This window comes from Salana multivorans (assembly GCF_003751805.1).
Lineage (GTDB): Bacteria > Actinomycetota > Actinomycetes > Actinomycetales > Beutenbergiaceae > Salana > Salana multivorans.
The window spans coordinates 1581123-1606222 of sequence record NZ_RKHQ01000001.1 but is presented as its reverse complement, the minus strand read 5'-3'; the positions used below and the strand labels follow the sequence as shown (position 1 = coordinate 1606222).

Here is a 25100-nt window from a genome sequence, read left to right as displayed (position 1 = left end):
TGCCCGTGCCCGTGACCATCCAGCTCCCCGCCGAGCTCGCGGACCGGCTCGCACGGCTGCGGTCCTCCCGCCGGCCCGGCGCCCCCGCGGACACCCGCGGCACGGAGGCCTCGGCGCGGCGGCTGTCGGAGCGGTACCGGGCGGACCGGCCGGCCGCGTCGCCGATCATCGCCGACGCCGGTGACGCGAGCGCGTACGCCCTCACGCGGCTGCCCGCGACGTTCGCGGCGGCTCGGTTCGCCTTCGAGGAGCTCGCCCGCGCCGTGCCGGGGCTGGCCCCGCGGACGCTGCTCGACGTCGGGGCAGGGACGGGGGCCGCGACGGCCGCCGCGTGGGCCACCTGGGACTCCCTCGACGCCGCGACGCTCGAGGACTACTCGGCGCCAGCCCTCGCGGTCGCCCGCGAGGTCCTCGCGGCCACCGACCTCGACGTCACCACGACCCTCGCCTCGATCGGCCCGCGCCGGGTCGGCCGCGCCGACCCCGGGGCCGGCGCGGCCGTCCCCGCCGACGACACCGACGACGCCGCCGGACCGGACCGACGGGCGGACCTCGCGGTGGCCGGCTACGTCCTGTCCGAGATCGACGACGCAGCCCGTCGCGCGCTCGTCGACCGACTGACGGCCGGGGCGCGGGAGGCCGTCGTCGTGATCGAGCCGGGGACGCCGGCGGGGTTCCGGCGCGTGCTCGAGGTGCGCGCCGAGCTGCTGCGCCGAGGCTGGCGGGTGGCCGCGCCGTGCCCGCACGAGGAGGCGTGCCCGGTCGCGGCGCGCGAGGGCGACTGGTGCCACGCGGCCGTCCGGCTGCCACGCACCCGGGAGCACCGCGCGGCCAAGGGCGGCGAGCGCGGGTTCGAGGACGAGAAGTTCAGCTGGGTCGCGGCGCTGGCCCCGACCAGCGGCCCGGCCATCGCGCGACCGGCCGGTCGGGTGCTGCGCCACCCCGAGACGCGGCCGGGGCACATCCGGCTGGAGCTGTGCGCGCCGGACGGTGGGATCGAGCAGGTGACCGTGACCAAGCGCGACCGGGACGCCTTCCGCGCGGCCCGGAAGATCGAGTGGGGTGAGGCGTGGGAGCTCTAGCGTGGCTGCCCTGGGCGGACGCCGCGTGGTGGCGGGCCGTCGTCGAGCGCACGGCACCGGACGCCGACGGGCCGGCGAGCGGCTGGTGCGCCGGAGCCCGGCTGAGCGGTGACACGTTCTGCCCCGACGGCGCCGCGCCCGCGTGGGTGCTGTGGCTGCCGGTGGCGCTCGGCGTCGCGCTCGTGGCGGTCCCGCCGCTGTGGCGGCTCGTCCGGATCGGCGTCACGCTCGTGCACGAGCTGGGGCACGCGGTGGTCGGCGTCCTGGTCGGTCGCCGGTTCACCGGCTTCGTCGTCCGCGGCGACATGTCGGGACACGCCGTCACCGTCGGGAAGCGACGCGGGCCGGGGCTCGCCCTCACGACGTGGGCCGGCTACCCGATGCCGGCGCTGGTCGGCGCCGGGCTCGTCTGGGTGGCGCTCGCGGGCTGGGCGCCGCTGCTGCTCCTGCTGGTCGCGCTCGGCTGCGTCGTCACGCTGCCGTTCGTGCGGTCGTGGACGACGGCCGGCGTCACCCTGCTGGTCGGCCTGGCCGCCGGCGCGCTGTGGTGGTGGCGCTCGGACGCGCGGTCGGTGACGGTGGTCCTCGTCGTGGCGGCGGTCCTCGTGCTCGGCGCCTGGCGGCACTGGGCGGCGGTCGCGCCGTCCCCGCGCGGCAGCGACCCGGCGGAGCTCGCCCGTCAGACCGGCTGGCCCGGATGGTTCTGGGTGGGGACGCAGCTCGTCGTCATCGCGGCCGCGACCGCGCTCGCCGGCTGGCTCCTCTGGCGCTCCTTCGCCTGAGCGCCCCGGGACGACGGGCCGGAGCGCCGCGAAGCGGCCGGAAAGAACGAAACGCCCGGCCCCACGACGGGGACCGGGCGTCGACGACGTCAGGAGCCGTCGTGCGGAGCGGGTGACGGGAATCGAACCCGCGCTGTCAGCTTGGGAAGCTGAAGTTCTACCATTGAACTACACCCGCGCGGCGCCGCTCGGGGCGACGCCGGAGACCATCCTACCCGAGCTCGAGCCGCGACACGCTCGCGTACTGCACCTGCGCGACGCCGGACGGTCCCTGCTCGATCGTCCCGTACCCGCCGTCGTCGTACACGGCGATCTGCTCCCCGGTGTTCCAGTCGATCGCCGCGAGATCGCCGGCGATCTGGACGAGGACGACCTCGCGTCCGTCGGACAGGGTGACGACGGGCGGCATGGCGGGGTATCCGTCGCCCACCAGCGACCAGAGCGGCCGCCCCTCGTCGTCGAGCGCCGTCAGCCGCATCAGCGACGGGTCGTACCACGTCTCGACCAGCACGGGCCGGCCGGGCGAGCCGGAGGACCAGTACCAGGAGTCCGGGTCGTCGTCGGACGCGAGCAGCTCCACCCCGGTCCCCGTGACGGAGCCCGTCGACCAGTCCATCGCCAGGGTCTCGTCGGCGGGGTACTCGTTCCCGTCGCCGACGACGACCGGCGACGGCGTCGAGCTGTAGGGGTAGACGAGCTCGAGGCCCGTCGCCAGCCAGCGCTGCTCGGCCCGCGAGTCGTAGCTGACCACGCCCTGGTCCGGGTAGTACGACCGGCAGTAGAGCGCCTGCCCGTCGCTGGCCAGGAGCGGGCACGAGACCGGCGGCGCGACCGGCCCCGTCGCCGGGTCGACCGACACGAAGGCGCTCGTGGTCGTGAGCGCGACCGCCGAGTCCGCCAGCTCGAGCCAGGAGAAGGAGGTGACCTCGCTCTCGCTCAGGGTCGTCGGCTCGTCGCCGGCCAGCACCGGCGTCGACCACAGCACCTCGCCCGTCGGCGAGACGAGGCTCATCATCGCGTCGGCCCCCTGCGTGGAGTCGGAGTAGACGAGGAGCCCCTCGTCGGTCCGGTGGACCGAGCGGACGGACCCGAGATCGACGTCGTGGGACTCGGTGACGCCGTCGTCCATCCCGACGGCGACGAGCGACATCGCGGTGCTCCGCCCGCCCTGCGGCCCGAGGCCACCGGGCGCGTCGAGGCAGAGGATCTGCTCGAACCCGTCCTCGTCGGCGCACACGGCGCCCTCGAGCGTGGCCGACCAGACCTGCTCGCCCGTCGCGGCGTCGAGCCCGACGAGCGTGTCGACCGGGGTGTCGTACTCGCCGATGCCCACGACCCAGGTGCTCTCGCCGAGAATGATCTGCGGCTTCCACTCGGTCGAGCCGTCCAGCGCGTAGCGGATGGCTCCGTCGAGGTCGGTCGTCCACGACGGCTCGAGGGGGACGGGGTCGAGGAGCTGGTCCGCCGTCGGTCGCGTCGCGTCCCGGTCCTGGCTGTAGGTCGGCGCGGGGTCCGGGTCGACGACGGTCGTCGAGTCGCTGCCGCAGCCCCGCACCATGCCGCCGATGAACAGCATCGCGACGACCGCCATCCCGACGTAGAAGCCGACACCGGGCTTGCCGCTCCGCGGCTTGGACGTCGTCGCGTAGCCGGTCGTCGTCCCGGCCGTCGACGTCGCCGTCGACATCGATCGGGGGGCGCTCGACGACGGGCGGGAGGAGGGCGTGGGCGCACCCGTCCTCGGGGCCGGCCCCGGCGTCCCCCACGAGGGGACCGACGACGGGGCGGCGGGGCCCGGCGACGCGGGAAGCGGTGGGGTCGCGGGAGGCGGCGTCGGACTCACCGGCGACGACGGAGCGCTCGGCGCGAGCGGCGCTGCGCCGGCCGGGAACACGGGGGTTGGCCCGGGCGGGTCGGCGTCCGGGGCAGGGTCGAGGGCGGCCTGGTCCCACCAGTACAGGGGGTCGCTGCCACCCCCCGGCGTCTCGTCGCGCGGCTCCGTCATCCCGCTCCCCCTCTCGAGAAGAACGTTCGACCGTACCTCATCGGGCCGCGATGGCTCGACACCCGCGAACCCGTGGTGCCCGCAGCCGGGCCCCACTACCGTTGACCCGTGCTGCTCTCCGACCACGACATCCGCGCCGAGATCGAGTCCGGCCGGGTGGCCCTCGACCCCTACGACCCGGCGATGGTCCAGCCCAGCTCCGTCGACGTGCGGCTCGACCGGTTCTTCCGGCTGTTCGACAACCACAAGTACCCGGTCATCGACCCGGCGCAGGACCAGAGCGACCTGACCCGCCTCGTCGAGGTCGGGCCGGACGAGCCGTTCGTCCTGCACCCCGGGGAGTTCGTGCTCGGCGCGACCCACGAGCTCGTGACGCTCCCCGACGACGTCGCGGCGCGCCTCGAGGGCAAGTCGTCGCTCGGCCGCCTCGGCCTCCTGACGCACTCGACGGCCGGCTTCATCGACCCGGGCTTCACGGGGCACGTGACGCTGGAGCTGTCGAACGTCGCGACGCTGCCGATCACGCTCTGGCCCGGGATGAAGATCGGTCAGCTCTGCTTCTTCCGCCTGTCCTCCGCCGCCGAGCGCCCCTACGGCTCGGGCGCGACGGGCTCGCGCTACCAGGGCCAGCGCGGCCCGACGGCGAGCCGCTCGCACGTCGACTTCCACCGCACGCAGGTGCCGTGACCGGACCGCTCCCGGCGTCCGGGCCGTCCGGGTCGACGGAGCCGGGCGAGCCGACCGACCGGTCGCCCGGCGGACCGGCGTGGCCGCGGCTCACCCGCACCGCGGCCGGGGGTCACCACCTCCTCCTGCTCGACGACGACGTGACGTGGAGCGACCTCGACGCGCTCGTGGGCTCCAGCGTCGTCGGCGCCACGTGGCGGCCCGCCCCGACCGACGGCCCCCCGGGGCTGCCGGGCGTGCTCGACCTGCTCGCGGCCGAGCACGCCGAGATCCTCGCGGCGGGGCACGCCGTCCCGACCCTGCCCGACGGCACGCTGGAGCGCGCGACCCTGACCGGCCCCTGGCGCGTTGACATCGTCAACCGGGCCGACCTCGGCCTTCCACCCTGGGCGAGCACGGCCTTCGTCGTCGACGTGGGCGCGGAGCGGTCGGGCGCCGTCCCGCGGCTGCCCGACGGCTACGGCGACCTGCTCGACGCGTTCGGCGACCACCACCCGACCGGGCTCGAGCGTCAGGTGCTCGACGTCCTCGCGGCCTGCGCCCGACGCCTCGCCGGCGGGCTGCGCACGAGCGAGGGCGTCGTCGTCGAGCCCGACCCGGCCAGCGCCGTCGACATCACGCTCTACTCCCCCACCTGGCTCGAGCCCGCCGCCACCGCGGCGATCCTCGAGCCGCACCTGCCCGGTCTCGTCCTGCTGCGCGGCGTCGAGGAGGCGGCGGCCGCCGGCCTCGACGGGTACGGGGCGGACTGGCCGGTCCCGACCGCGACCCCGTCGAGCGTCACGCTCCACGTCGAGGCGGCCGAGGTGATCCCGGCGGCGCTCGCCGACTGCGCCTGGACGGGCGGCGGCGTCATCGCCTACCGGTTGCAGTGGCTCGCCGACCCCGCGGTGCGGGCGGCGGCGGCCGGCCGACTGCCCGGCGAGACGGCGGCGGCGCTCGAGACGCGCGAGCACGCGCGCGCCGCGATCTCCGAGGCGGCCCGCGCGCTCCACGCCGCCGCCGGGGGTGAGCTGGTCGACGAGGACGAGCTCCTGCTCGACCCGACCGACCTCGCCTGATCCACCTCGGGGGAGCTGATCCAGCTCAGGGCAGCTCGACGAGACGCACCCCGTCGTAGGCGAGCGAGAGGACCTGACGACCCTCGACCGGCCAGAGCGTGCCCTCGGTGATGCGCGCGACCTCGTGTCCGTCGGCCGCGTCCAGCACGACGTCCTGCCGCGGCGACGGGGAGTAGTCGGGCAGCACGACGCGGTCGCCGGCCACGAAGAGCCCGAGCCCGCCGTAGTCGCTGTCGAAGCCGCGGCGCCAGAGCGCCGAGCCGCCGTCGGGAGCCAGGACGACGAGGGCGTCGCTCCCGCGCAGCACCGGGACCTCGCGGGTCCCGTGGAGCCGGATGTAGTAGCCGCGCAGCCGGGCCAGCTCGGCGCCGGCCGCCCCGGTCGCCGGGTCGAGCGTCATGACGGCGGTGACGTCGTCCTCGGAGTCCTCCCCCAGCAGGAGCGGCGCGAGCAGCCGCTCCGCACCGACGGCGCCGACCTCCGAGACCCATCCCTCGCGCCAGTCGCCCGTCGCGGGGTCGGCGACGACCTGCGTCGCCCGCCACCCGTCGGCACACACGAGCGACGGACCAGCAGGCGCGAGCGTGCCGCAGGTCAGCTCGCGGTCGCCGTCGTCGAGCAGGACGTGCGGGCCGGCGGCGTCGAGCACGAGGGCGTTCCAGCTCATCGCGACGAGCAGCGCGTCGCCGTACCTGGTCCACTCGGTCTTGTAGAGCTTCGGCTCTGGGTCGTCGGGATCGGGGTCGTCGGGGACGAACCGGTCGGCCAGCTCACCGCTCACCTCGACCGCGTCGGCCGCCCAGAGCTCGCGGCCCGTCGCGTCGAACCAGTGCAGCCCGAGCACGGCCCCCTCGCCCGCGGCGGGGGCACCCGCGGTGCCGGGGAGCGCGAGCCGGTCCTGGACCACGAGACCCTGCGTGGCCGTCGCGATGCTCGCCGGGGGCGCGTCGAGCTCCTGGTCGAGGCCGATCCGGCCCGTCGTCGGGTTGAGGAACAGGAGCCGCTCGCCCGCGGGGGCGCCGTCCGTCGCGGCGTCGGCCGGCCGGTTGCCCGCGCACACGACCACCTCCTCCGCCTCGGACGCGTGCGCGACGGCGCCCGAGACGTGCAGGAGCTCGGTGGCGCAGATCACGCCGTCGAGCTCCAGCTCCCACGCGATGTTGCCGTCCTCGCGCCACAGCGCCATCAGCGCATAGGCCTCGGAGTCCTCGAACAGGTCCTCGCCGCGGCGCACGACGACGGTCTCCGGCGTCACGACGAACGGCGACGTGTCGTAGGACCCGCCGCCGATCCCGCCGTAGACGACGTCGCTCGGATACGCCTCCCAGACCGGGTCGAGGTCGACCAGCTCCGCGCGGGTCGGGTCGGCGTTCGGCACCGCCGGGCCGCCGAGGTCGCCCGGCGGACGGTCGCGGTTGGCGAACCAGATGCCGCCGCCGATGAGCGCGAGGACGAGGGCGACGACGACGAGGTACCCGGACGTCGGCCTCCGTCGGGCCGTCGCGGGGCCGCTCGCCGCGGCCGTCGGGGACGACGTCGACGGGCGTGACGACGCGGGCGTCGGCCGCGGCGCGGACGAGCTCGCCCCCGCCCCTCCGCTCGCCCCTCGCGCGCGGCGCTTCGACGCGCCGCGTCCGCCGTCGGTCCCCGACGGCTCCGGGTTCCGCTTGCCGCGACGCCGACGCTTCGACCCCCGCGATCCGGCCCCGAGCAGCGCCTCGTCGGACGCCTCCGCCCACGTCGGCGGGGTGCCGGGCGGCAGATAGGGGTTGGGCTCGTCGTCACCCTCGACGGCGGGCGAGGAGCTCTCGAGCCAGTCGGAGATCTCCCGGGCACCGGGCGAGCCGGTCGGATCGCCGCGACGGGAGCTGCGCTTGCCGATCCCCCACTGCCGCCAGCCCATCGTGCGATCGTAGACGGCCGCGGCCGGCGCAGGGGCCCTGGGCCCGGCCGCCCGCGACGGCCCGCAAGGGCTCAGCCCGCGGCGAGCACCTCGTCGATGCGCGTCGCGACGAGCGGGTCGGCGAGGTAGTACTCGACGGCGTGCCGGCCGTCGTCCGGGTTGACGATCCCGTCCTCCTCCAGCACCTCGGGCAGCCCGGGGCCGCCGGGGAGGAACGCGCCGACCAGCCGGCCACCGATGGCGACGGCGTCGAGCGGGTCGCGCGCGTTGACCCAGGTCCCGACGCACGCGGGCACGCGCGGCGTCTCGAGCCGGGCGAGCGCCCGCGCGACCGGGCGCCACGCCAGCGGCGCGCCCATCGTGACGAACAGCGGCACGTCCCACGACGCGGCCGAGGGGTGGGCCCGCAGCACGTGGTAGGCGATGACGGCGCCGAGCGAGTGCCCGAGCACGACCGACGGACCGCCGGCGTCGAGCACGCTGGCGACGCCGTCGTCGATCGTCTGGCGCAGCCGCGCATCCGTCAGGTAGCCGAAGCACTCGCGCGCGACGAACGCCACCGTCGCGCCGCTCATCCCCGGGACGAACCGGTCGACGGCGCCGAGCACGTTGCGCACGTATCCCCAGGAGCCGCGGGGCGCGCGCTCGTCGGCGGGCTCGGCGACGGCGTCGAGCTGCTCCTGGGTGAACCGGTAGGCCTCGGCCACCTGCTCGACGACGGCGAGGACGAAGGCCCGCTCGTCGTGCGGCAGGTCACCGCTGAGGGAGACGCGCTCGGCCTCGCCGCGGGTCACGCCGCCGACGAGGTGCGTGAGCGCGTCGCCGTACCAGGGCAGCTTCACCTCCTCGTCCGTGAACGGCGGGGTGAGCTCGGCTCCGGCGAACGCGCTGTCGAGCGCGACGAGCCACTGCTCGCGCATCTCCACGGGGCCGAACAGGGGTCGGCTGCGACCGTGGACGATGAGGACGTTGACCATCTGACACCACCTCTCCCGGTCGGCGCCGCAGGGGGAGGGGACGCCGACCTTGGCTCGCCCATGGTGCCACGAAAGGCCAGCGCTGACACCCCGTTGGCCGCGCCTTGAGAGTAGGCGGACCGATGAGGGACGACCCGGCGAGGCCCGGCGGCCGTCCGGCGGCCCGCGGACCCGTCCGGATGTCCACAGCCTCCGGCGAGCGCCCGTGACGTTCCGTAGAATGTGATCGCCCGCCACCGCAACCGACGACGGGACCATCCCTTGATCCAGATCCTGCTGCTGCATGGCGTGGCCGCCATCGTGAGCCCGCTCGCCATGCGCCAGTGGGGACGGCGGGTCTTCGCGGTCCTCGCGCTCGCCCCCGCGAGCGCCGCGGTCTACGCCCTCACGCTCACCTCCCGGATCACCTCGGGCGAGGTGGTCGAGCAGCGCTGGTCCTGGGTTCCGGGCCTCGATCTCGACATCGTCTTCCGGATCGACACGCTCTCCTGGTTCATGCTCCTCATCGTCGGGGGCGTCGGGGCGCTGGTCCTCCTGTACTGCTCCTGGTACTTCGCCGCGTCCTCGACGGGCAAGGGTCGGTTCGCCGGTGTGTTCGTCGCGTTCGCCGGGGCCATGCTCGGCCTCGTCGCGACCGACAACACCCTCATGCTCTACCTGTTCTGGGAGCTGACGACCGTCTTCTCCTACCTGCTCATCGGGCACTACTTCGACCGCAAGGTCTCCCGCCGGGCCGCGATGGAGGCGATCATCGTCACCACGTTCGGCGGCCTCGTGATGCTCGGCGGCATCATCGTGCTCGGGCAGATCCCCGGCGGGTCGTACTCGTTCCACGAGCTGACGACGTCGCCGCCGGAGCTGACGACCCTCAGCGGTGTCGCGATCGTCTGCGTGCTCGTCGGGGCGATCAGCAAGTCGGCGCTCGTCCCCTTCCACTTCTGGCTGCCGGCCGCGATGGCCGCGCCGACGCCGGTGAGCGCCTACCTGCACGCGGCCGCGATGGTGAAGGCCGGCGTCTACCTCGTCGCGCGCCTCGCGCCGGGGTTCGCGACGTGGGACGCGTGGCAGGTCCCGCTCCTCGTCCTCGCCTGCGTCACCATGCTGCTCGGCGGCTGGCGCGCCCTGCGGCAGTGGGACCTCAAGCTCGTCCTCGCTTACGGGACGGTCTCGCAGCTCGGCCTGCTCGTCATGCTCGTCGGCCAGCCGGACCGCGGGGTCGCGCTGGCCGGGATCGCGATGCTCGGCGCGCACGCGCTGTTCAAGGCGTCGCTGTTCCTCATCGTCGGGATCGTCGACGCCGCCACCGGCACCCGCGACATCCATCAGCTCTCCGGCCTGCGCCGCTCGATGCCGACCCTGTCGGTCGTGGCCGCGCTCGCCATCGCGTCGATGATCGGCCTGCCGCCGTTCGCCGGGTACGTGGCGAAGGAGGCAGCGCTCGAGTCGCTCCTCCACGCCGGGGGCCACGGGTCGTCCTCGGCCGGCTGGCTGCTGGCGGTCCTCGTGATCGGCTCGATCCTCACCGTCGCCTACGGGCTGCGGTTCTGGTGGGGCGCCTTCTCGGACAAGGACGGCCTGTCGGACACCGAGGTCGACCGCGAGGCCTGGCAGATGTACGTCTCGCCCGTCGTGCTGGCGCTCGGCGGCCTCGCGGTCGGGCTCGTGCCGTGGCTCGGCGAGCGGCTGCTCCTGCCCCACGCCGACCGGTACCCGGAGGGCACGGCGGGCCACCTCGTGCTGTGGGGCGGGTTCGGCGTGCCGCTCCTGCTGACCGGCGTCGTGCTGGTGGCCGGCATCGCGCTGTTCTGGCTGGGCGGGCGCTCGTCGTGGGTGCAGCGCCACGCGGGTCTCGGCGTCTCCGCCGACGAGGCGTACCGCCACTTCATGCGCCGGCTCGACCGGTTCGCCGGGTACACGACCTCCCTGGTGCAGCGCGGTTCGATCCCGTTCTACGTCGCGATCGTGCTCGTCACGACGACCGTCTTCGTGTCCTGGGCCTGGATCTCCGGGGAGGCCGCGCAGACCGCCGGCGGTGCCGCTGGCCCGGCGTTCGGCCCCGTCCGCCTGTGGGACTCCCCCGTGCAGGCCGTCGTCGGCGCGTTCGTCGTCGCCGCCGGCATCGCGGCCGCCAGGTCCCGCCGCCGGCTCAAGGCCGTCCTCCTGCTCGGCATCTCCGGGTACGGCGTCGCCCTGCTGTACGAGCTGCAGGGGGCTCCCGACCTCGCGCTGACCCAGGTGCTGGTCGAGACCATCACGCTCGTGGTGTTCGTCCTCGTGCTGCGCCGCCTGCCCGCGTACTTCTCCAACCGGCCCCTCACCGAGAGCCGCTGGCTGCGCGCCGGGCTGGGTCTGGCGGTCGGGACGCTCGTGAGCCTCGTCGCGATCCTCGCGATCTCCGCCCGCGTCGAGCAGCCGGTCTCGACGTACTTCCCGCAGGAGGCCTACGACTACGGGTACGGCAAGAACATCGTCAACGTGACGCTCGTCGACATCCGCGCCTGGGACACGATGGGCGAGATCTCCGTGCTCCTCGTCGCGGCGACCGGCGTCGCCTCGCTCGTCTTCCTCCGGGTGCGGACGGCGCGCGTCGAGCGCGCGGCCGACGCCGGCCCCGTCGCCGTGTGGACCGACGGCGCCGCCGGCGGCCCGACCCTCGTCACCCTCCAGCGCGCCGGGGCGCCCGAGCGCGCCGCCGCCCACCGGCCGGCCGAGGGGACGCGCGACGCCGACGTGGTCGGCGCCGGAGCCGGCGCCCCCGTCGTCAACCCCGTCCGCGACGACGCGGGCCACGCCGCGTTCAACGAGGCGCCGGCCAGCTCCGACGCGATGACCGAGCACTGGGTCACCCGGATGACGCGGCAGGCGAGCACGGCGCTGCGCAACCAGCGCTGGATCTCGGCGGCGGCGACGCTCGCGCCCCAGCGCCGCAGCGTCATCCTCGAGATCGCGACGCGGCTGCTGTTCCACACGATGATCGTGTTCTCGATCTTCCTGCTGTTCTCGGGCCACAACGCCCCGGGCGGCGGCTTCGCCGGCGGGCTCGTGGCCGGCATCGCGCTCACGCTGCGCTACCTCGCCGGGGGCCGGTACGAGCTCGGCGAGGCCGCGCCGGTCAACGCCGGTGTGCTCATGGGGCTGGGTCTGTTCCTCTCGGCCGGCGCCGGCGTCGTCCCGCTCCTGTTCGGCGGCACCGTGCTCCAGTCCGCGGTCGTCCAGTTCGACGCCGGACCGCTGGGGCACGTCAAGTTCGTCACGACGCTGTTCTTCGACATCGGCGTCTACCTCGTCGTCATCGGGCTCGTGCTCGACGTGCTGCGCACGCTCGGCGCCGAGCTCGACCGGCAGGCCGAGGCCGCCGGCACCGCGCGGCCCGAGATCGGGCACGACGAGCCGCGGCGGCCGGTCGGCGCGGGCGTCGCGGCCGGCGGTGCAGGGATCGGCGCCGAGGTGGGCGCCGGCGTCAGCATCCGGCCCGGTCGCGGGACGCCACCGACGGAACCGGCGCCGTCGGCCGGCACACCCGGCTCCGGCTCCACCGCACCGACACCACCGACGACCGAGGGAGGCGCATCGTGATCGTCACCGACCACACACCGTCGCTCGTGCTCGTCATCGTCGTCGGCGCGCTCGTCGCGACGGGGGTCTACCTGCTGCTCGAGCGCAGCCTCACCCGCGTGCTCATCGGGATCGCCCTCATCGGCAACGGCGTCAACCTGCTCATCCTCGTCATGGGCGGCGCGGCCGGCGCACCCCCGCTCATCGGGTCGTCCGACGAACCGATGAGCGACCCGCTCCCGCAGGCGCTCGTGCTGACGGCCATCGTCATCACGCTGGGTTTCACCGCCTTCATCCTCGCGATGGCCTACCGCTCCTGGCAGCTCACGGGTCACGACGAGATCCAGGACGACGTCGAGGACCGCCGCATCGCCCGTCGCGCCGAGCGCGGCGAGCTGGACCTGCGCTCGGACGAGGAGGGCCGGCGCAACGCCGCCCTCGAGGCCGCGCAGGTCCGCGACGAGACCGAGGACGACGACCTCCCGACGACACCAGCTCGGGACACGACGGACGAGGGGGGCGAGCGATGACCCAGTCCCTCTGGCTCGTGCCGCTGCCCGTCGTCGTCCCGCTCGTCGCCGCCGGCCTCGCGCTCACGTTCGCGCGTCGGCCGCGGCTGCAGGCCGTCATCTCGGTGTCCGCGCTCACCATCGTGCTCGGCGTCGCGATCGCGCTGCTGTTCCAGGCGGACGGCGGCCCGCTCGTCGTCAACGTCGGCGAGTGGTCGGCCCCGGTCGGGATCGCGCTCGTGGTCGACCGGCTGGCCGCGCTCATGCTGCTCGTGTCCAGCATCGTGCTGCTCGGCGTGCTCGCGTACTCGATCGCCCAGGGCGCGAGCGACGAGGCGAACACCGACGAGAAGGCCCCCATCTCGGTGTTCCACCCGACCTACCTCGTGCTGGCCGCCGGGGTGGCGGACGCGTTCATCTCCGGCGACCTGTTCAACATCTACGTCGCGTTCGAGATCGTGCTCGGGGCGAGCTTCGTCCTCATCACGCTCGGCGGCACGCGCGAGCGGATCCGGTCGGGCACGATCTACGTCATCGTCTCGCTGCTGAGCTCGGTCATCTTCCTCGTCGCGATCGCGCTCATCTACGGCGCGACCGGCACGCTCACGCTGGCCCAGCTCGCCGAGCGCCTGCCGGCCGTCGACCCGACGACGCAGCTCGTGCTCCAGACCATGCTGCTGCTCGGGTTCGGGATCAAGGCCGCCATCTTCCCGCTGTCGGCCTGGCTGCCGGACTCCTACCCGACCGCGCCCGCGCCCGTGACCGCCGTGTTCGCCGGGCTCCTGACGAAGGTCGGGATCTACGCGATCATCCGGACCCAGATGCTGCTCTTCCCCGGCGGCCGGCTCGACGACGTCCTGCTCGTCCTTGCCATCCTCACGATGCTCGTCGGGATCCTCGGCGCCGTCGCGCAGGACGACCTGAAACGTCTGCTGTCGTTCACCCTCGTCAGCCACATCGGCTACATGCTGTTCGGGATCGCGCTCGCCTCGGACGTGGGGCTCGCGGCGACGATCTTCTACGTCGCCCACCACATCACCGTCCAGACGGCGCTGTTCCTCGTCGCGGGGCTCGTCGAGCAGCGCGGCGGGACGACGTCGCTCGACCGGCTCGGGTCGCTCGCGAAGCTCTCGCCGGCGCTGGCGATCGTGTTCTTCGTCCCGGCGCTCAACCTGTCCGGCATCCCGCCGCTGTCCGGCTTCCTCGGGAAGGTCGGCCTGCTCCAGGCGGGCATCGACCGGGCGACGCCGCTCGCCTACGCCGTGGTGGCCGCGGGTCTCGTGACGTCGCTGCTCACGCTCTACGCCATCGTCAAGGCGTGGAACAAGGCGTTCTGGCAGCCCGCGCCGGAGCCCCTGCCCGAGGTGCGGACGCCGCGCTCGATGTTCGCCGCCGCCACGTCGATCGTCGCGGTCTCCGTCTCGATCACGGTGTTCGCCGGCCCGCTCTACGCCTACGCCGAGAGCGCCGCGGCCGATCTCACGGCCCGCTCGCCGTACATCTCCTCGGTGCTCGTCAACGGGGACCGCGGGGACGGGGTGTCCGACGGCGACTCGGCCGACGCCTCCGACTCCGCCGACGCGTCCGACTCGGCCGACGGCACCGCTGACGATGCGGGCACGGCGGGCACGGGGGGTGAGGACTCGTGACCGCGAAGGGCCACGTCGTCGACGGGGCGCACCGCATCGCCGTCGACCAGCTCCCGCCCGCGGCACAGCCGGCATCCGCGCCACGGCGCCGGCCGTCGGTCTCGGCGACGATCTGGCTCACGCTCGTGTGGATCCTGCTGTGGGGCGACCTGACGTGGGCGAACCTGCTCGGGGGCGTGGTCGTGGCGTTCGTCGTGTCGTGGGTGTTCCCGATGCCGCGGATCCCGTTCGCCGGACGGGTCTCGGCGCTCGGGTCGCTGCGGCTGCTCGGCCGGCTGGCCTGGGACATCCTCGTCGCGAGCATCTACGTGGCGCGGATGGCGCTCAGCTTCGGCAGGATCCCGCACGGCGGGGTGATCCGCGTGCCGCTGCGCTCGCACAACGACCTCTACCTGACGCTCACGGCCGACCTGTGCTCGCTCGTCCCCGGGTCGATCGTGGTGGAGGCGCACCGCGCGACGTCGACCCTCTACCTCCACGTCTTCGACCTGCCGGACGAGGCCGCCCTCGCCGCGGCCCGCGCCGCCGTCTACGAGCAGGAGACCATCGTGCTGTACGCGCTCGGCTCGCCCGAGGAGATCGCCGAGGCCGGGCTGCCGCCGCGGCGCTGGTGGGGCGGGCCGACGGGCGGCGTGTCCCGGGCGTCCGACGAGGCGGGGCAGGTGCCCTCATGAGCATCGTGGTCCTGGCGATCTGCGGCGTCTTCGTCGCGGTCGGCGCGGCGTTCGCGTTCTTCCGAGTCGAGCGCGGCCCGAGCATGCTCGACCGGGTCGTCGCGCTCGACGTCGTGACCGCCGCGGTCCTGGCGACCGTCGCGCTGGTGTCGGCGCACACGAAGCGGACCGACCTCGTGCCCGTGCTCGTCGTGCTCGCGCTCGTCGGGTTCATCGGATCGGTGACGATCGCGCGGTTCGCGGCGCAGGAGTCCGACGACGAGCGCCGCATCCTCACCCGCGAGGAGGCGCGCGCGCTCGAGGAGCAGCGACGTCGCGAGGAGGAGGACGAGGCCGCGCGCGAGCATCCCGACCGCGCCGGCTCGCGGCCGACCGGCCGACCGGCCGACGCGCGCGGCACGCGCGACGGGGTGCGGCCGGCGCGGGAGGTCTCGCGCGAACGAACGCTGCGCCGCCGGGACGGGGGGACCTGATGGACGCCTTCGCCATCGTGCCGGGCTCGACGCTCGCGCACGTGCTCGACACCGTCGCCGCCATCCTGTTCCTGGCCGGCTCGTTCCTCGTCATGGTCGCCGGCATCGGCATCGCCCGGTTCCCCGACCTGCTCGCCCGGATGCACGCGGCGACCAAGCCCCAGTCCCTCGGCCTCGCGATGCTCATGACCGCGCTCGCGCTCGAGATCCGGACCGGGAACGTCATCTGGACGCTGCTGCTGGTCGTCATGTTCCAGCTCTTCACGGCGCCCGTCTCGGCCCACATGGTGGGTCGCGCCGGGTACCGGACGCGCCGCGTCCGCGAGGACCTGCTCCGGATCGACGAGCTGACCGTCGACCTCGACGCGATCAACGCCGAGCGCGAGGCCCGCGACGCCGAGCTCGAGGCGGAGGCCGTGCGTCGCGCCAACGAGGACGAGGCGGTCCGCCGGGCCGACGACGAGACCGTCCGCGACTCCTAGCCCGCCGCGCGGGGACGGCGTACGGTCGAGGAGTGGGAGAGATCAGGCTCGAGCGCATCTACGCGCCCGCCGGGCCCGACGACGGCTACCGCATCCTGGTCGACCGTCTCTGGCCGCGCGGCATCAGCCACGAGCGCGCCGCGCTCGACCTGTGGCTCAAGGACGTCGCCCCGAGCAGCGACCTGCGCGAGCGCTGGCACCACGACCCCGCGACGTGGCCGACGTTCGTCAGCGAGTACGAGGCCGAGCTCAGGGACGACGACCACCGCGAGGCCCTCGCCACGCTGCGCTCGGCCGCGGTCGACCACCCCGTCGTCACGCTTCTCTACGCGGCCCGCGACACCGAGCACAACGAGGCCGTCGTGCTCCGGTCGGTCGTGCTCGACGAGCCCGTGCCGGGGGTCAGCTGACGATCGCCACCGGGCCGGCGAGCGTGAGCACGACCTCCGCGCTGACCGACCCCTGGAGGAACCGCCTCAGCACCCCGAGACCGCGGCTGCCCACGACAACGAGCGACGCCGTCGCACCCGCCTCGGAGAGCGCAACCACCGGCAGCTCCGACGTGATCCGGCCGGTGATCTCCAGGTCCGGGTGCGCCTCGCGCACGCGAGCGGCGATCGCGTTGACGGTGTCCCGCGCGGCGGCGACCACCGCGTCCTGCACCTCGTCGGCGTCGGCGTAGGCGGGAACGGCGCCAACCGGCAGCGCGGCCGCGTTGAGGAGCACCAGCTCGTCGCCGCTCGCCGCGGCCTCCGCCGCCGCCCACGGCACCGCCGGCGCGTCCTTGTCCGTCCCGTCGACGCCGACGACGATGCCGCGGCGCCCGCCCAGCTCGACGTCGGGGACGATGACGACGGGGACGGGCGCGTCGTCCGCCAGCTTGAGCGCCCGGGTGCCGCGGAGGCGGCCGACGACGCTCGGCGTGTAGTTCGTGCCGATGACGAGCAGGTCGGCGGTCGCGGCGCGAGCGAGGAGCGAGCCGACGACGTCGCCGTGCAGCAGCTCGGCCTCCAGCGCGGGCCGGGCGGGAGCGTCCGGGTCGTCGGTGTCCGGGCGGTCCGGTCGCGGCCCGGGGTCGGCGGCGTCGAGCGCCTCGACCGCGACGCGCGCCTCGCGGAGCCGCTCGGTCAGGGCGCGCTCGGCGTCGTCGTCGCTCTCGTGCGACGTGACCGTCCACGCGGCGACGACGCGCGCGCCGGTTCGGGCCGCGCGCCGCAGTGCCCACTCGAGCGCGCGCAGGCTCGGGGTCTCGGCGTCGACGCCCACGAGGATCGTCCCGGCGGTCGCCACGGTGGCCGGCGCGTCGGCGGTGCTCGCGGGGGTCGCGGTCGGATCCGTCATGATGCCCCTTCCGTCGGCTCCGACCGTACCCGGCGGACCTGGCCGGAGCGTGACGGCGCGCTTGCCGGGAGGTGTCCGGCGGGCGACCGGTGACGCCGCGGACGCTCGGGGGTGCCGGCCGACGTCCCGAGCGCGGCGTCGGCTGCGGCGACCGGCGGCGACCGGACGGGTCGGCCGGAGCTGCCGGCGACCCCGGCCGGCTACCGGACGATCGCGACCGGGCCGGTGAGGCTGAGGACGACCTCGGAGCTGACCGAGCCCTGGACGAACCGTCGGATCGCACCGAGCCCGCGGCTGCCGACGACCACGAGCGACGCGGTCCGGCCGGCCTGCGAGAGCGCCTGGACGGGCCACTCCGTCGTCACGTTGCCGCGCACGCGCAGCCCCGGCTCGTGCTCCGTCAGCTCGGTGGCGAGCCGGTCGACCGCCTCGCGCGCCTCCTCGACCAGCTCCGTGTGCAGGTTCCCGACCTCGACGTAGGCGGGGACCGAGCCGACCATGAGCGGCGTCGCCTGCAGGAGGACGAGGGTCTGCCCGCTGGCCGCGGCCTCGGCGGCCGCCCACAGCACGGCCTGGTCGGCGTGACCGGCGGCATCGACGCCGACGACGACGTCCGCGCGGCCGTCGAGCTCGACGTCCGGCACGACCACGACGGGCACCGAGGCGTCCGCGGCGAGGGTGAGGGCGCGGGTGCCCCTGAACCACCCGATGACGCCGTGGTGGAAGTTCGTCCCGATGACGAGGAGGTCGGCCTCGCTCGCGCGGCGGCGCAGCTCGTCGACGACGTCGCCGCTGACGAGCTCCTGCTCGACCGTCGGGGTCGACGCCGGCGTCAGGCCCGCCGCGGCGGCGGCGCGCTCGAGCTGATAGGCGAGTGCCTTGGCCGTGACGGGCTCGTCGGAGTGGCCCCGCTCCTCGTCGACCCACACGGCGCGGACCAGCGCACCCGTGTGACTCGCCCGTCGCAGCGCCCACTCGAGCGCGCGGCACGCGGGGACTCCCCCGTCGACCCCGACGAGGATGGTGCTCACCGATGCGGTGGGTGCGGACTCGGACATGTCGATCCCCTCCTTGGGTTCGCTCCGTCGGTCTCACCTCGACCGTACCGCCGTCGGGAGCTGGCCGGTGGGGCCTTCCGTCCCGGACTAGGCCGGCTCGGCGCAGGTGTCGACGCGATGACACCAGGGGGTCGCGCCCGGGAGACGGCGCCGGTTGGCCGCGACCCACCGGTACCCGCGCTCGATCACCCGGCCGAGCAGCGGCGCCCCGGCGATCGGCTCGAACAGGCGGATGCCGAGGGCCGTGTCGAGCGCGGCGCCGACCGCGCGGGCACCGCCGACCGGACGGGCGGTCCGACCGCCGCCGCGCCCGCCGTCGGCCGGGCGCGGCAGGAACCAGACCGAGGCGGCGACCTGCCCCGGAGTCAGCCCGTACCGGTCGAGGGCGCCGAGCTCCTGGGAGGGGACGATCGTGAGGTGCGCGCGACGGTCGAGGCGCACGAGGAGGTCGGCGCTGCGGGCGCAGACGCCGCAGTACCCATCGATGACGACGACTCCGGCCCGTGCGCTCATGCCCCCAGCATGCCGCGCCGCGGTCGCGAGGTCACGGAGTGGTGACCGAGCCCACGTCGACGGGACCGTCCCGGGCGGGGCGGACAATGACGGGATGACCGAGCCCACGCCCTCCCCCGACACCTCACCCACCACGCCGCCGACCACGCCGCCGCCGGACGGCAGCGTCCTCGTCTACGGTGCCGACTGGTGCGGGGACTGCCGCCGCACCAAGGCCCAGCTCCGGGCGCTCGACGTCCCGTTCACCTGGGTCGACCTCGTCGCCGAGCCCGAGCGGGCCGAGGAGGCGCGGGCCATCTCGGGGCGGACGAACATCCCCGTCGTCGTCTACTCCGACGGCAGCCACCAGGTGGAGCCGAGCAACGCGGACGTCGCGGCCAGGCTCGGCGAGCTCGGGATCCGCTTCTGGGACTGAGCCCGGCGGCTAGGACGCGCGGTCCGCGGCCGCGCCGCCGACCGCGGTCTCGCGGGCCAGCCGCGCCCGGCGGGCACTCCACGCCCCGAGCTGGACGACGATGCCGACGACGGCGAGCGCGAGCGTGACGAGCGACCACAGGACGCCGTGGTCGAGGGCGGCCGCGCTGCCCGCCTCCTCGAGCTGCGCCAGGTCGATGACGCCCGCCAGGACCATGACGCCGGCGACCGCCGCCTCGGCGCCCGCGAACGACGTGACGACGATGAGAAGGACCGCCGGCAGGTCGCCGATCATGCCGATGACGACGAGCACGAGCGCGAGCCCGATGCCGACCACCCACAGCAGCCAGTCCGGCGCGCCGCCCCAGAACACCTGGACGAGACCGACGCCGAGCGCGAACCCCATGACCGCGAGGACGACGAGCACGGCGACCTGGTAGAACGCGAACGCCAGCGTGCCGAGGATCAGCGCGCCGACGATCGCGGTGATCCAGACGGCGGTGGTCGCGAGGAAGCCCGTGCCGGTGATCGAGCCCATCAGCGCGGCCCCGAGGACGAATCCGAGCAGCGCGCCGTAGAGCGCGATCGCGAACCGGAGCACGGCGTAGCCGAAGAACGTCAGCACGAGGCCGACGACGATGGCGACGACGGACGTGGCGAGGACGTCGGCGGCGAGATCCATGGCCCAACGGTACGCGGCAGGCCCCCCGCGGGGACAGGGGGCGAGGGCCGGGCTGGGTCCGGGGAGATCACGGGGGATCCCGGCGAGGTCCGACGACCGGCGGGCACGGCCGTGCGGGCAGCCGCGTCGGCGGCGGGCGGCCTAGGGTTGTGAACGTGGACAACTTCCCCCGGTACACCCCGGCCCCCGACCGCTACGACCACATGCCGTACGCCCGCTCGGGCGCGAGCGGGCTCAAGCTCCCCCGCGTGAGCCTCGGCCTGTGGCACAACTTCGGCGACGACGCCGACCGCCGCACCCAGCGCGACATCCTCCGCACGGCCTTCGACCTCGGCGTCACGCACTTCGACCTCGCGAACAACTACGGCCCGCCGTACGGCGCGGCCGAGGAGAGCTTCGGACGCCACCTCGCCGCCGACTGGCGGCCGTTCCGCGACGAGCTCCTCATCTCCTCCAAGGCCGGCTACGACATGTGGCCCGGTCCGTACGGCGACGGCTCCTCGCGCAAGTACCTCGTCTCCTCGCTCGACCAGTCGCTCGCGCGGATGGGCCTGGAGTACGTCGACATCTTCTACTCCCACCGGCGCGACCCGGAGACTCCGATCGACGAGACGATGCGCGCGCTCGACCAGATCGTCCGCTCGGGCAAGGCGCTCTACGTCGGCATCTCGAGCTACAACGCGCAGGACACGGCGGAGGCCGCGCGAATCATGCGCGAGCTGGGCACGCCGCTGACCATCCACCAGCCGCGCTACTCGATGCTCGACCGCTGGATCGAGGAGCCCGGCGCGCACGACTCGACCGACTCCCGCTCGCTGCTGCGCGTCCTGGAGGAGGAGGGCATCGGCTCGATCGCGTTCTCCCCGCTGGAGCAGGGGCTGCTCACCGACCGCTACCTCGACGGGATCCCGGCCGACTCGCGCGCCGGGCACGACGGACGGTACTTCTCCGAGCGCAACATCACGCCGGAGCGGCTCGCGAAGGTCCGGGCGCTGGCGCCGACCGCGAAGGAGCGCGGGCAGACGATCGCGCAGCTCGCGATCACCTGGATCCTCCGTCCCGGCGGCGTGACGTCGGCGCTGGTCGGCGCCTCGTCGGCCGCGCAGCTCCGCGACACCGTGACCGCGGCGACGGCCCCCGAGCTGACGGCCGAGCAGCTCGCCGCCGTCGAGGAGGCGCTCGCCGTCTAGCGCGCCGGTGCCCGCGCGGGCGTCGGGCTCGACCTAGACGCCGACGCCCGCGCGGGCGCACAGGACCGCGAGCTGGACCCGGCCCTCGACGCCCGCCTTGAGGCAGGCGCTCTGGATGTGGGTCTTCACGGTCGCCTCGCTGACGAACAGGCGCCGGGCGATGTCCGGGTTCGACAGGCCCTCGGTCAGCGCCGTCGCGACGTCCCACTCGCGCTGCGACAGCCCGCGCAGCCGGGCGGCCGCCTCGCGTCGCACGACCTCGTGGGTCGAGTCCTGGATCGACCCGAGCACGACGCGGGCGGCCCGCGGCGAGAGCGCCCCGGCGCCCGAGGCCACCTGTCGCACGGCCTCGACGATCTCCTCCGGCGCCGCGTCCTTGGCCAGGAACCCGGCGACGCCGGCCGCGACGGCGTGGAGCACGGCCGTCGGAGCGTCGAACGACGTGAGCGCGATGACGCCGGGCGCCCCGGGCAGCTCGCGGACGAGGCGGGTCGCCTCGATCCCGTTCAGCCGAGCCATCCGCAGGTCCATGAGCACGACGTCCGGGTGGTGCACGCGAACCGCCTCGACCGCCCCGTCGCCGTCGTCCGCCTCACCGACCACCTCGATGCCGGCCGCGCCGAGGATGCGGGTGAGGAGCGTGCGCACGAGGGCGTCGTCGTCGACGATCACGACGCGGGTCGGCGCCACCGGCCCGCGCGCCGGTCCTGCGTCCTCAGCCATCGATCCGCCAGGGCAGCCAGGCGCGGACGACCCATAGGTCGGCGTGACGACCCGCGGCCAGCGAGCCGCCGAGCGCCGTCGCGCGCTCGCGCATGCCGACGATCCCGGCACCAGCCCCGGCTCCGAGCGACGGCCGCGAGGCGAGGCGCGAGGCATCGTCGACCCCGGCGTCGCGCGCCCCCCGGTCGACGGGCAACCAGCTCACCACCGCGACGCTGACCCCGCGGCCCGGCGCCGCCTCGACCTGCACGCTCACCCCCGAGCCCGACGCGTGCTTGAGCGCGTTCGTGAGCGACTCCTGGACGATCCGGTAGACCGCCCGCGTCACGGCGACGGGCACCTCGGGGACGCCGGCGCCGGGGGCTGGGACGTCGATCGAGGCCGCGATCTCCACCCCGGCCGCCCGCGCGTCGGCCACGAGCCGGCCGAGGTCGGCCAGCGTCGGCGGTGCGCCGGTGTAGCCGCCGTCGGCGGAGTCCCGCAGCGACGTGATGAGCCCGCGCATCTCCTCCAGCGCCTGGTGCGCAGAGGAGCGCATCGACCGCGCGGCGTCCGGGACGAGCGGGTCCTGCGACGTCACCTCGAGCGCGGCGGCGTGCAGCGACAGCAGCGAGAGGTGGTGCGCGACGGTGTCGTGCATCTCGCGCGCGATGTGCTCGCGCTCCTCCTGGCGGGTCAGCTCCCGCCGCAGCTCGACGGAGTGCTGCACCGCCTCCTGCGCGACGTCCTGCGCGACGCCGACCGCGGCGAGCGAGCGCCGCCAGAGACCCGCGAGCACCGCACCGCCCAGGAGCAGGACCCCGATGACGGCGTAAGCGACGGCGGACGGGGTGACCGGAGCCCCCGCCTCGTCGTTCAGCGCGAGCAGCGCCGAGTCCCCGGGACGCACCGCGTCGTAGCCGAGCGCGACCGCCACGGCAACGCCGGTGAGCGGGATCGCCCACGCGATCGTCCGGCGCGAGCCGCGCGCGAGGACCCAGGGCAGCGCGACGACGGGGGCCAGCGGCCCGATCGGCAGGACGAGGGTGGCCGCCGCCGTGGCCAGCAGCACCGGGACGGGACGGGACGAGCGCCACACCATCGCGACGGCGGCCCCGACCGCCGCCGCGGCGCCCGTCATGTGCCAGAGCAGGAGGGGCGGGAGATCTCCGTCGGTCGGCGGTGCGGGGACGACCGCGAACGACAGTCCGAGGAAGCCGACCAGCACGACCGCCGCGACCGTCCCCGCCACGCTCAGCACTCGGCGCACCGGCGACGGTGGGATCACGTCGCGCGCGCCGGAGGGGACGGCGACGAGCCCCGGCCCCGGCTGGTTCATCGTCATGCCGGAACCCTATGAGCGCGGACCGACCCTCTGCCTCCCCCGACCGGGCAGCGCGCTCCAGCCGGTCGAGGGAGGCGCCGGGCGGCGATCCGCCGGGAGGCTCGAGGACGTCACAGCCCGGCCGACCGGCCGGGGCCACACCGAGAAGACGAGGAGCCCCGCGATGACGGCGCAGCCTCCCCCCAGCGGACCCGACCATCCCCTCACGCCGCCCCTGACGCCGCCGCCCGGCGGGCCGCCGACGCGTCAGCCCGAACCGGCCCCGACCCCTGCCCGCAGCACGATCGGTCGGATCGCACTCGTCGCGGCGATCGTCGGCCTGGTCTTCGCGTGCATCCCCGGCGCGCTCATCGTCGGCTGGGTGCTCCTGCCGGTCGGGTTCGTCCTCGGCGTCGTGAGCCTGTTCCAGAAGGGGTCGAAGAAGCCGGGGACCTGGGCGATCGTCCTGTCGATCGTCGGCACGATCATCGCGACGATCGTGTTCCTCGTCGTCGTGAGCGCGGCGGTCGACGACGCGCTCGGCGGCACGGACTCCTCCGTCTCCCCGGCGGAGACGTCGCACGAGTCGGACGCGCCCGCGTCGCCGGACGGGGAGGAGAGCGGCGACGAGGCGGGCTCCGAGGACGGCGACGGGGCGGGGGGCGACGACGCGCCGGCCGCCGAGGTCGGGACGCGCGAGAACCCGGCGCCGCTCGGGTCCGTCGTGTCGGGCTCGGAGTGGGACGTGACGATCACGTCGTTCGAGCTCGACGCCACCGAGGCCGTGCTGGCCGCCAACCAGTTCAACGAGCCACCGGCCGACGGGATGGTCTACGCGGTCGTCGGCGTCTCCGCGACGTACACCGGAGCTGACTCGAGCACCTCGCTCATGGTCGGCGTCGACTACGTGACGGCGACCGGCGAGGTCGTCACGCGGGCCGACTCGATGGCGGTCGCGCCCGACCCGATGTTCGGCATGGCCGAGCTGTTCCAGGGCGGCACCGACACCGGGAACGTCGTGCTCCAGGTCCCCGCCGACGGCGGCGGCGTCCTGCGGGTCTCCCCTGGCATGTTCGTCGACCCGGTCTTCGTCGCCACGAGCTGACCGCCGCGGCCGCCCGGCGGTCGGCGGTGCCGTGGTCATCGGCCACCGCACCGCCGGCCGTCATCGACCGCCGGGAGAGCCGGGCGGGGGCAGCCGGATCCGTCGGCCCGCCGGCAGGAGGGCGACGACGACGAGGGCCGCCCCCAGCCCAGCGAACGCCCCGCCGACGAGGTCCGTGGCCCAGTGGATGGACAGGATCAGCCGACTGGTCGCCATCACCACGACCCACAGCGCCCCGACGAGCGCCGTCCACCGGCGCCAGGCCGGCGGGACGAGCACGACCGCGAGGACCGCGAGCGTCGCCGCGTTCGCCGTGTGGCCGGACGGGAAGGAGCCGTGGTCGCTCGTCACGAGCGTGGTCTCGGGTCGGACCCGGTCGAACGAGTTCTTGACGAGCTGAACCGCCCCGGCGCTGACGATCAGCGCGACGGCGGTCGTGACGGCCCCGCGCCACCGGCGGGCGAGCAGGAGACCGACGAGGATCGCGGCCGGCACGACCCAGATGGCGACGAAGCCGCCCCCGACCCAGTTCAGCCACAGCGCGACGGTCTCCGTCCACGGGGCGGCCGCCCGCACCGAGGCCGCCCACGTCGACGCCCCGAGGTCGAGCGCGACGGGCGCGCCGTCGTGCAGCCGGAGCTGGAGCCCGAGCAGCACCGCGAGCGCCAGGAGGACGGCGCCCGCCGTGCCGGCAACCCGACGGACCGACCCGACCGGAGCGCTGGGAGCGCTGGGAGCCGTCGGCGACACCGGTGCCGTCACGGGCGGCTCCGACGCCGCGGGCGATGGCACGTCGGCGGGCGCGGCGAGGGCGCCGGGAGGTGGTGAGGAGGACGACATGGAGCCACCGTAACCGCGGCCGCGCGCCTCGCGGACGGCCTGTGGACGGACGCCTGTGGACGACCGGTCGATGTCGGTCGGGCCGCCTACCC

At 74.9% G+C, this 25100-nt stretch carries 24 protein-coding genes and 1 tRNA gene; 14 read left to right on the top strand and 11 right to left on the bottom strand.

Annotated elements, in window-relative coordinates; genetic code table 11:
- Positions 1-5 precede the first annotated feature (5 nt).
- Positions 6-1082 carry a small ribosomal subunit Rsm22 family protein gene (locus EDD28_RS07110; RefSeq protein WP_170169382.1) on the top strand — a complete coding sequence of 359 codons (1077 nt, stop codon included), beginning with the start codon at positions 6-8 and terminating at the stop codon, positions 1080-1082.
- Positions 1070-1864, top strand: coding sequence for a M50 family metallopeptidase (locus tag EDD28_RS07105; protein ID WP_245967952.1), 795 nt, complete (start codon positions 1070-1072; stop codon positions 1862-1864). Before EDD28_RS07110 ends, EDD28_RS07105 begins: the two co-directional genes overlap by 13 nt.
- A 107-nt stretch (positions 1865-1971) precedes the next feature.
- Here EDD28_RS07105 and EDD28_RS07100 read toward each other — a convergent pair.
- A tRNA-Gly gene (locus EDD28_RS07100) sits at positions 1972-2042 on the bottom strand.
- Positions 2043-2075: 33 nt separating this feature from the next.
- The gene (locus EDD28_RS07095) at positions 2076-3551 is read right to left on the bottom strand and encodes an outer membrane protein assembly factor BamB family protein (protein WP_170169381.1); all 1476 of its coding nucleotides are present in this window, start codon (positions 3549-3551) and stop codon (positions 2076-2078) included.
- Positions 3552-3977: 426 nt separating this feature from the next.
- On the opposite strand from EDD28_RS07095, the gene dcd reads away from it, so the two are divergent.
- Both dcd and EDD28_RS07085 read left to right on the top strand, forming a co-directional pair.
- Positions 3978-4556: a dCTP deaminase gene (gene dcd / locus EDD28_RS07090; RefSeq protein WP_123738965.1), complete on the top strand. Its 579-nt coding sequence runs from the start codon at positions 3978-3980 to the stop codon at positions 4554-4556.
- Positions 4553-5617: a hypothetical protein gene (locus tag EDD28_RS07085; protein WP_123738964.1), complete on the top strand. Its 1065-nt coding sequence runs from the start codon at positions 4553-4555 to the stop codon at positions 5615-5617. Before dcd ends, EDD28_RS07085 begins: the two co-directional genes overlap by 4 nt.
- A 25-nt stretch (positions 5618-5642) precedes the next feature.
- On the opposite strand, the gene EDD28_RS07080 is transcribed toward EDD28_RS07085, so the two are convergent.
- Both EDD28_RS07080 and EDD28_RS17300 read right to left on the bottom strand, forming a co-directional pair.
- Positions 5643-7520 carry a hypothetical protein gene (locus EDD28_RS07080; protein ID WP_170169380.1) on the bottom strand — a complete coding sequence of 626 codons (1878 nt, stop codon included), beginning with the start codon at positions 7518-7520 and terminating at the stop codon, positions 5643-5645.
- A 71-nt stretch (positions 7521-7591) separates the two neighbouring features.
- A complete protein-coding gene (locus EDD28_RS17300) occupies positions 7592-8497 on the bottom strand; it encodes a hypothetical protein (RefSeq protein WP_170169379.1) in 906 nt (301 codons plus the stop codon).
- A 261-nt stretch (positions 8498-8758) separates the two neighbouring features.
- Here EDD28_RS17300 and EDD28_RS07075 point away from each other — a divergent pair, with 261 nt between their 5' ends.
- The 7 genes from EDD28_RS07075 to EDD28_RS07045 are packed head-to-tail and all read left to right on the top strand — an operon-like array spanning position 8759 to position 16249.
- Positions 8759-12073, top strand: a complete 3315-nt coding sequence (locus EDD28_RS07075; protein WP_123738962.1) for a Na+/H+ antiporter subunit A — start codon at positions 8759-8761, stop codon at positions 12071-12073.
- Entirely contained in the window at positions 12070-12582 is a 513-nt protein-coding gene (locus EDD28_RS07070) for a Na(+)/H(+) antiporter subunit C (protein WP_123738961.1), read from the top strand. The genes EDD28_RS07075 and EDD28_RS07070 overlap by 4 nt, the downstream gene beginning before the upstream one ends.
- The gene (locus EDD28_RS07065; RefSeq protein ID WP_123738960.1) at positions 12579-14210 is read left to right on the top strand and encodes a Na+/H+ antiporter subunit D; all 1632 of its coding nucleotides are present in this window, start codon (positions 12579-12581) and stop codon (positions 14208-14210) included. The genes EDD28_RS07070 and EDD28_RS07065 overlap by 4 nt, the downstream gene beginning before the upstream one ends.
- Positions 14207-14884 carry a Na+/H+ antiporter subunit E gene (locus EDD28_RS07060; protein ID WP_245967951.1) on the top strand — a complete coding sequence of 226 codons (678 nt, stop codon included), beginning with the start codon at positions 14207-14209 and terminating at the stop codon, positions 14882-14884. Before EDD28_RS07065 ends, EDD28_RS07060 begins: the two co-directional genes overlap by 4 nt.
- Complete coding sequence (locus EDD28_RS07055; RefSeq protein ID WP_123738959.1) at positions 14881-15357, top strand: MrpF/PhaF family protein; 477 nt, start codon at positions 14881-14883, stop codon at positions 15355-15357. Before EDD28_RS07060 ends, EDD28_RS07055 begins: the two co-directional genes overlap by 4 nt.
- Complete coding sequence (gene mnhG, locus EDD28_RS07050) at positions 15357-15839, top strand: monovalent cation/H(+) antiporter subunit G (protein WP_123738958.1); 483 nt, start codon at positions 15357-15359, stop codon at positions 15837-15839. The genes EDD28_RS07055 and mnhG overlap by 1 nt, the downstream gene beginning before the upstream one ends.
- A 32-nt stretch (positions 15840-15871) precedes the next feature.
- Positions 15872-16249, top strand: a complete 378-nt coding sequence (locus EDD28_RS07045; protein WP_211339133.1) for a DUF488 domain-containing protein — start codon at positions 15872-15874, stop codon at positions 16247-16249.
- On the opposite strand, the gene EDD28_RS07040 is transcribed toward EDD28_RS07045, so the two are convergent.
- The 3 genes from EDD28_RS07040 to EDD28_RS07030 all read right to left on the bottom strand — a co-directional run bounded on the left by EDD28_RS07040 (position 16242) and on the right by EDD28_RS07030 (position 18751).
- On the bottom strand, positions 16242-17180 hold the full coding sequence (locus EDD28_RS07040) for a universal stress protein (protein WP_123738957.1): 939 nt from the start codon (positions 17178-17180) through the stop codon (positions 16242-16244). The genes EDD28_RS07045 and EDD28_RS07040 overlap by 8 nt on opposite strands.
- A gap of 200 nt (positions 17181-17380) precedes the next feature.
- Positions 17381-18238: a universal stress protein gene (locus EDD28_RS07035; RefSeq protein ID WP_123738956.1), complete on the bottom strand. Its 858-nt coding sequence runs from the start codon at positions 18236-18238 to the stop codon at positions 17381-17383.
- Positions 18239-18325: 87 nt separating this feature from the next.
- Positions 18326-18751, bottom strand: coding sequence for a thiol-disulfide oxidoreductase DCC family protein (locus EDD28_RS07030; RefSeq protein ID WP_123738955.1), 426 nt, complete (start codon positions 18749-18751; stop codon positions 18326-18328).
- A gap of 94 nt (positions 18752-18845) precedes the next feature.
- On the opposite strand from EDD28_RS07030, the gene EDD28_RS07025 reads away from it, so the two are divergent.
- A complete protein-coding gene (locus tag EDD28_RS07025) occupies positions 18846-19166 on the top strand; it encodes a glutaredoxin domain-containing protein (RefSeq protein ID WP_123738954.1) in 321 nt (106 codons plus the stop codon).
- A gap of 9 nt (positions 19167-19175) precedes the next feature.
- On the opposite strand, the gene EDD28_RS07020 is transcribed toward EDD28_RS07025, so the two are convergent.
- Positions 19176-19847 (bottom strand): TM7S3/TM198-like domain-containing protein, encoded by a 672-nt coding sequence (locus EDD28_RS07020; RefSeq protein ID WP_123738953.1) that lies wholly within the window; start codon positions 19845-19847, stop codon positions 19176-19178.
- A 203-nt stretch (positions 19848-20050) separates the two neighbouring features.
- Between EDD28_RS07020 and EDD28_RS07015 the strand changes: the two genes are divergently transcribed.
- Positions 20051-21037, top strand: a complete 987-nt coding sequence (locus tag EDD28_RS07015; RefSeq protein ID WP_123739985.1) for an aldo/keto reductase — start codon at positions 20051-20053, stop codon at positions 21035-21037.
- 33 nt (positions 21038-21070) lie between these two features.
- Here the strand turns inward: EDD28_RS07015 and EDD28_RS07010 are convergent, their stop codons facing one another.
- The gene (locus EDD28_RS07010) at positions 21071-21760 is read right to left on the bottom strand and encodes a response regulator transcription factor (RefSeq protein ID WP_123738952.1); all 690 of its coding nucleotides are present in this window, start codon (positions 21758-21760) and stop codon (positions 21071-21073) included.
- Positions 21753-23084 (bottom strand): sensor histidine kinase, encoded by a 1332-nt coding sequence (locus EDD28_RS07005; RefSeq protein ID WP_123738951.1) that lies wholly within the window; start codon positions 23082-23084, stop codon positions 21753-21755. The genes EDD28_RS07010 and EDD28_RS07005 overlap by 8 nt, the downstream gene beginning before the upstream one ends.
- Before the next feature lie 163 nt (positions 23085-23247).
- Between EDD28_RS07005 and EDD28_RS17295 the strand changes: the two genes are divergently transcribed.
- Entirely contained in the window at positions 23248-24168 is a 921-nt protein-coding gene (locus EDD28_RS17295; protein WP_170169378.1) for a DUF308 domain-containing protein, read from the top strand.
- A gap of 60 nt (positions 24169-24228) precedes the next feature.
- Here EDD28_RS17295 and EDD28_RS06995 read toward each other — a convergent pair whose 3' ends face one another.
- Positions 24229-25008 carry a phosphatase PAP2 family protein gene (locus EDD28_RS06995; protein WP_211339132.1) on the bottom strand — a complete coding sequence of 260 codons (780 nt, stop codon included), beginning with the start codon at positions 25006-25008 and terminating at the stop codon, positions 24229-24231.
- Positions 25009-25100: the final 92 nt, after the last annotated feature.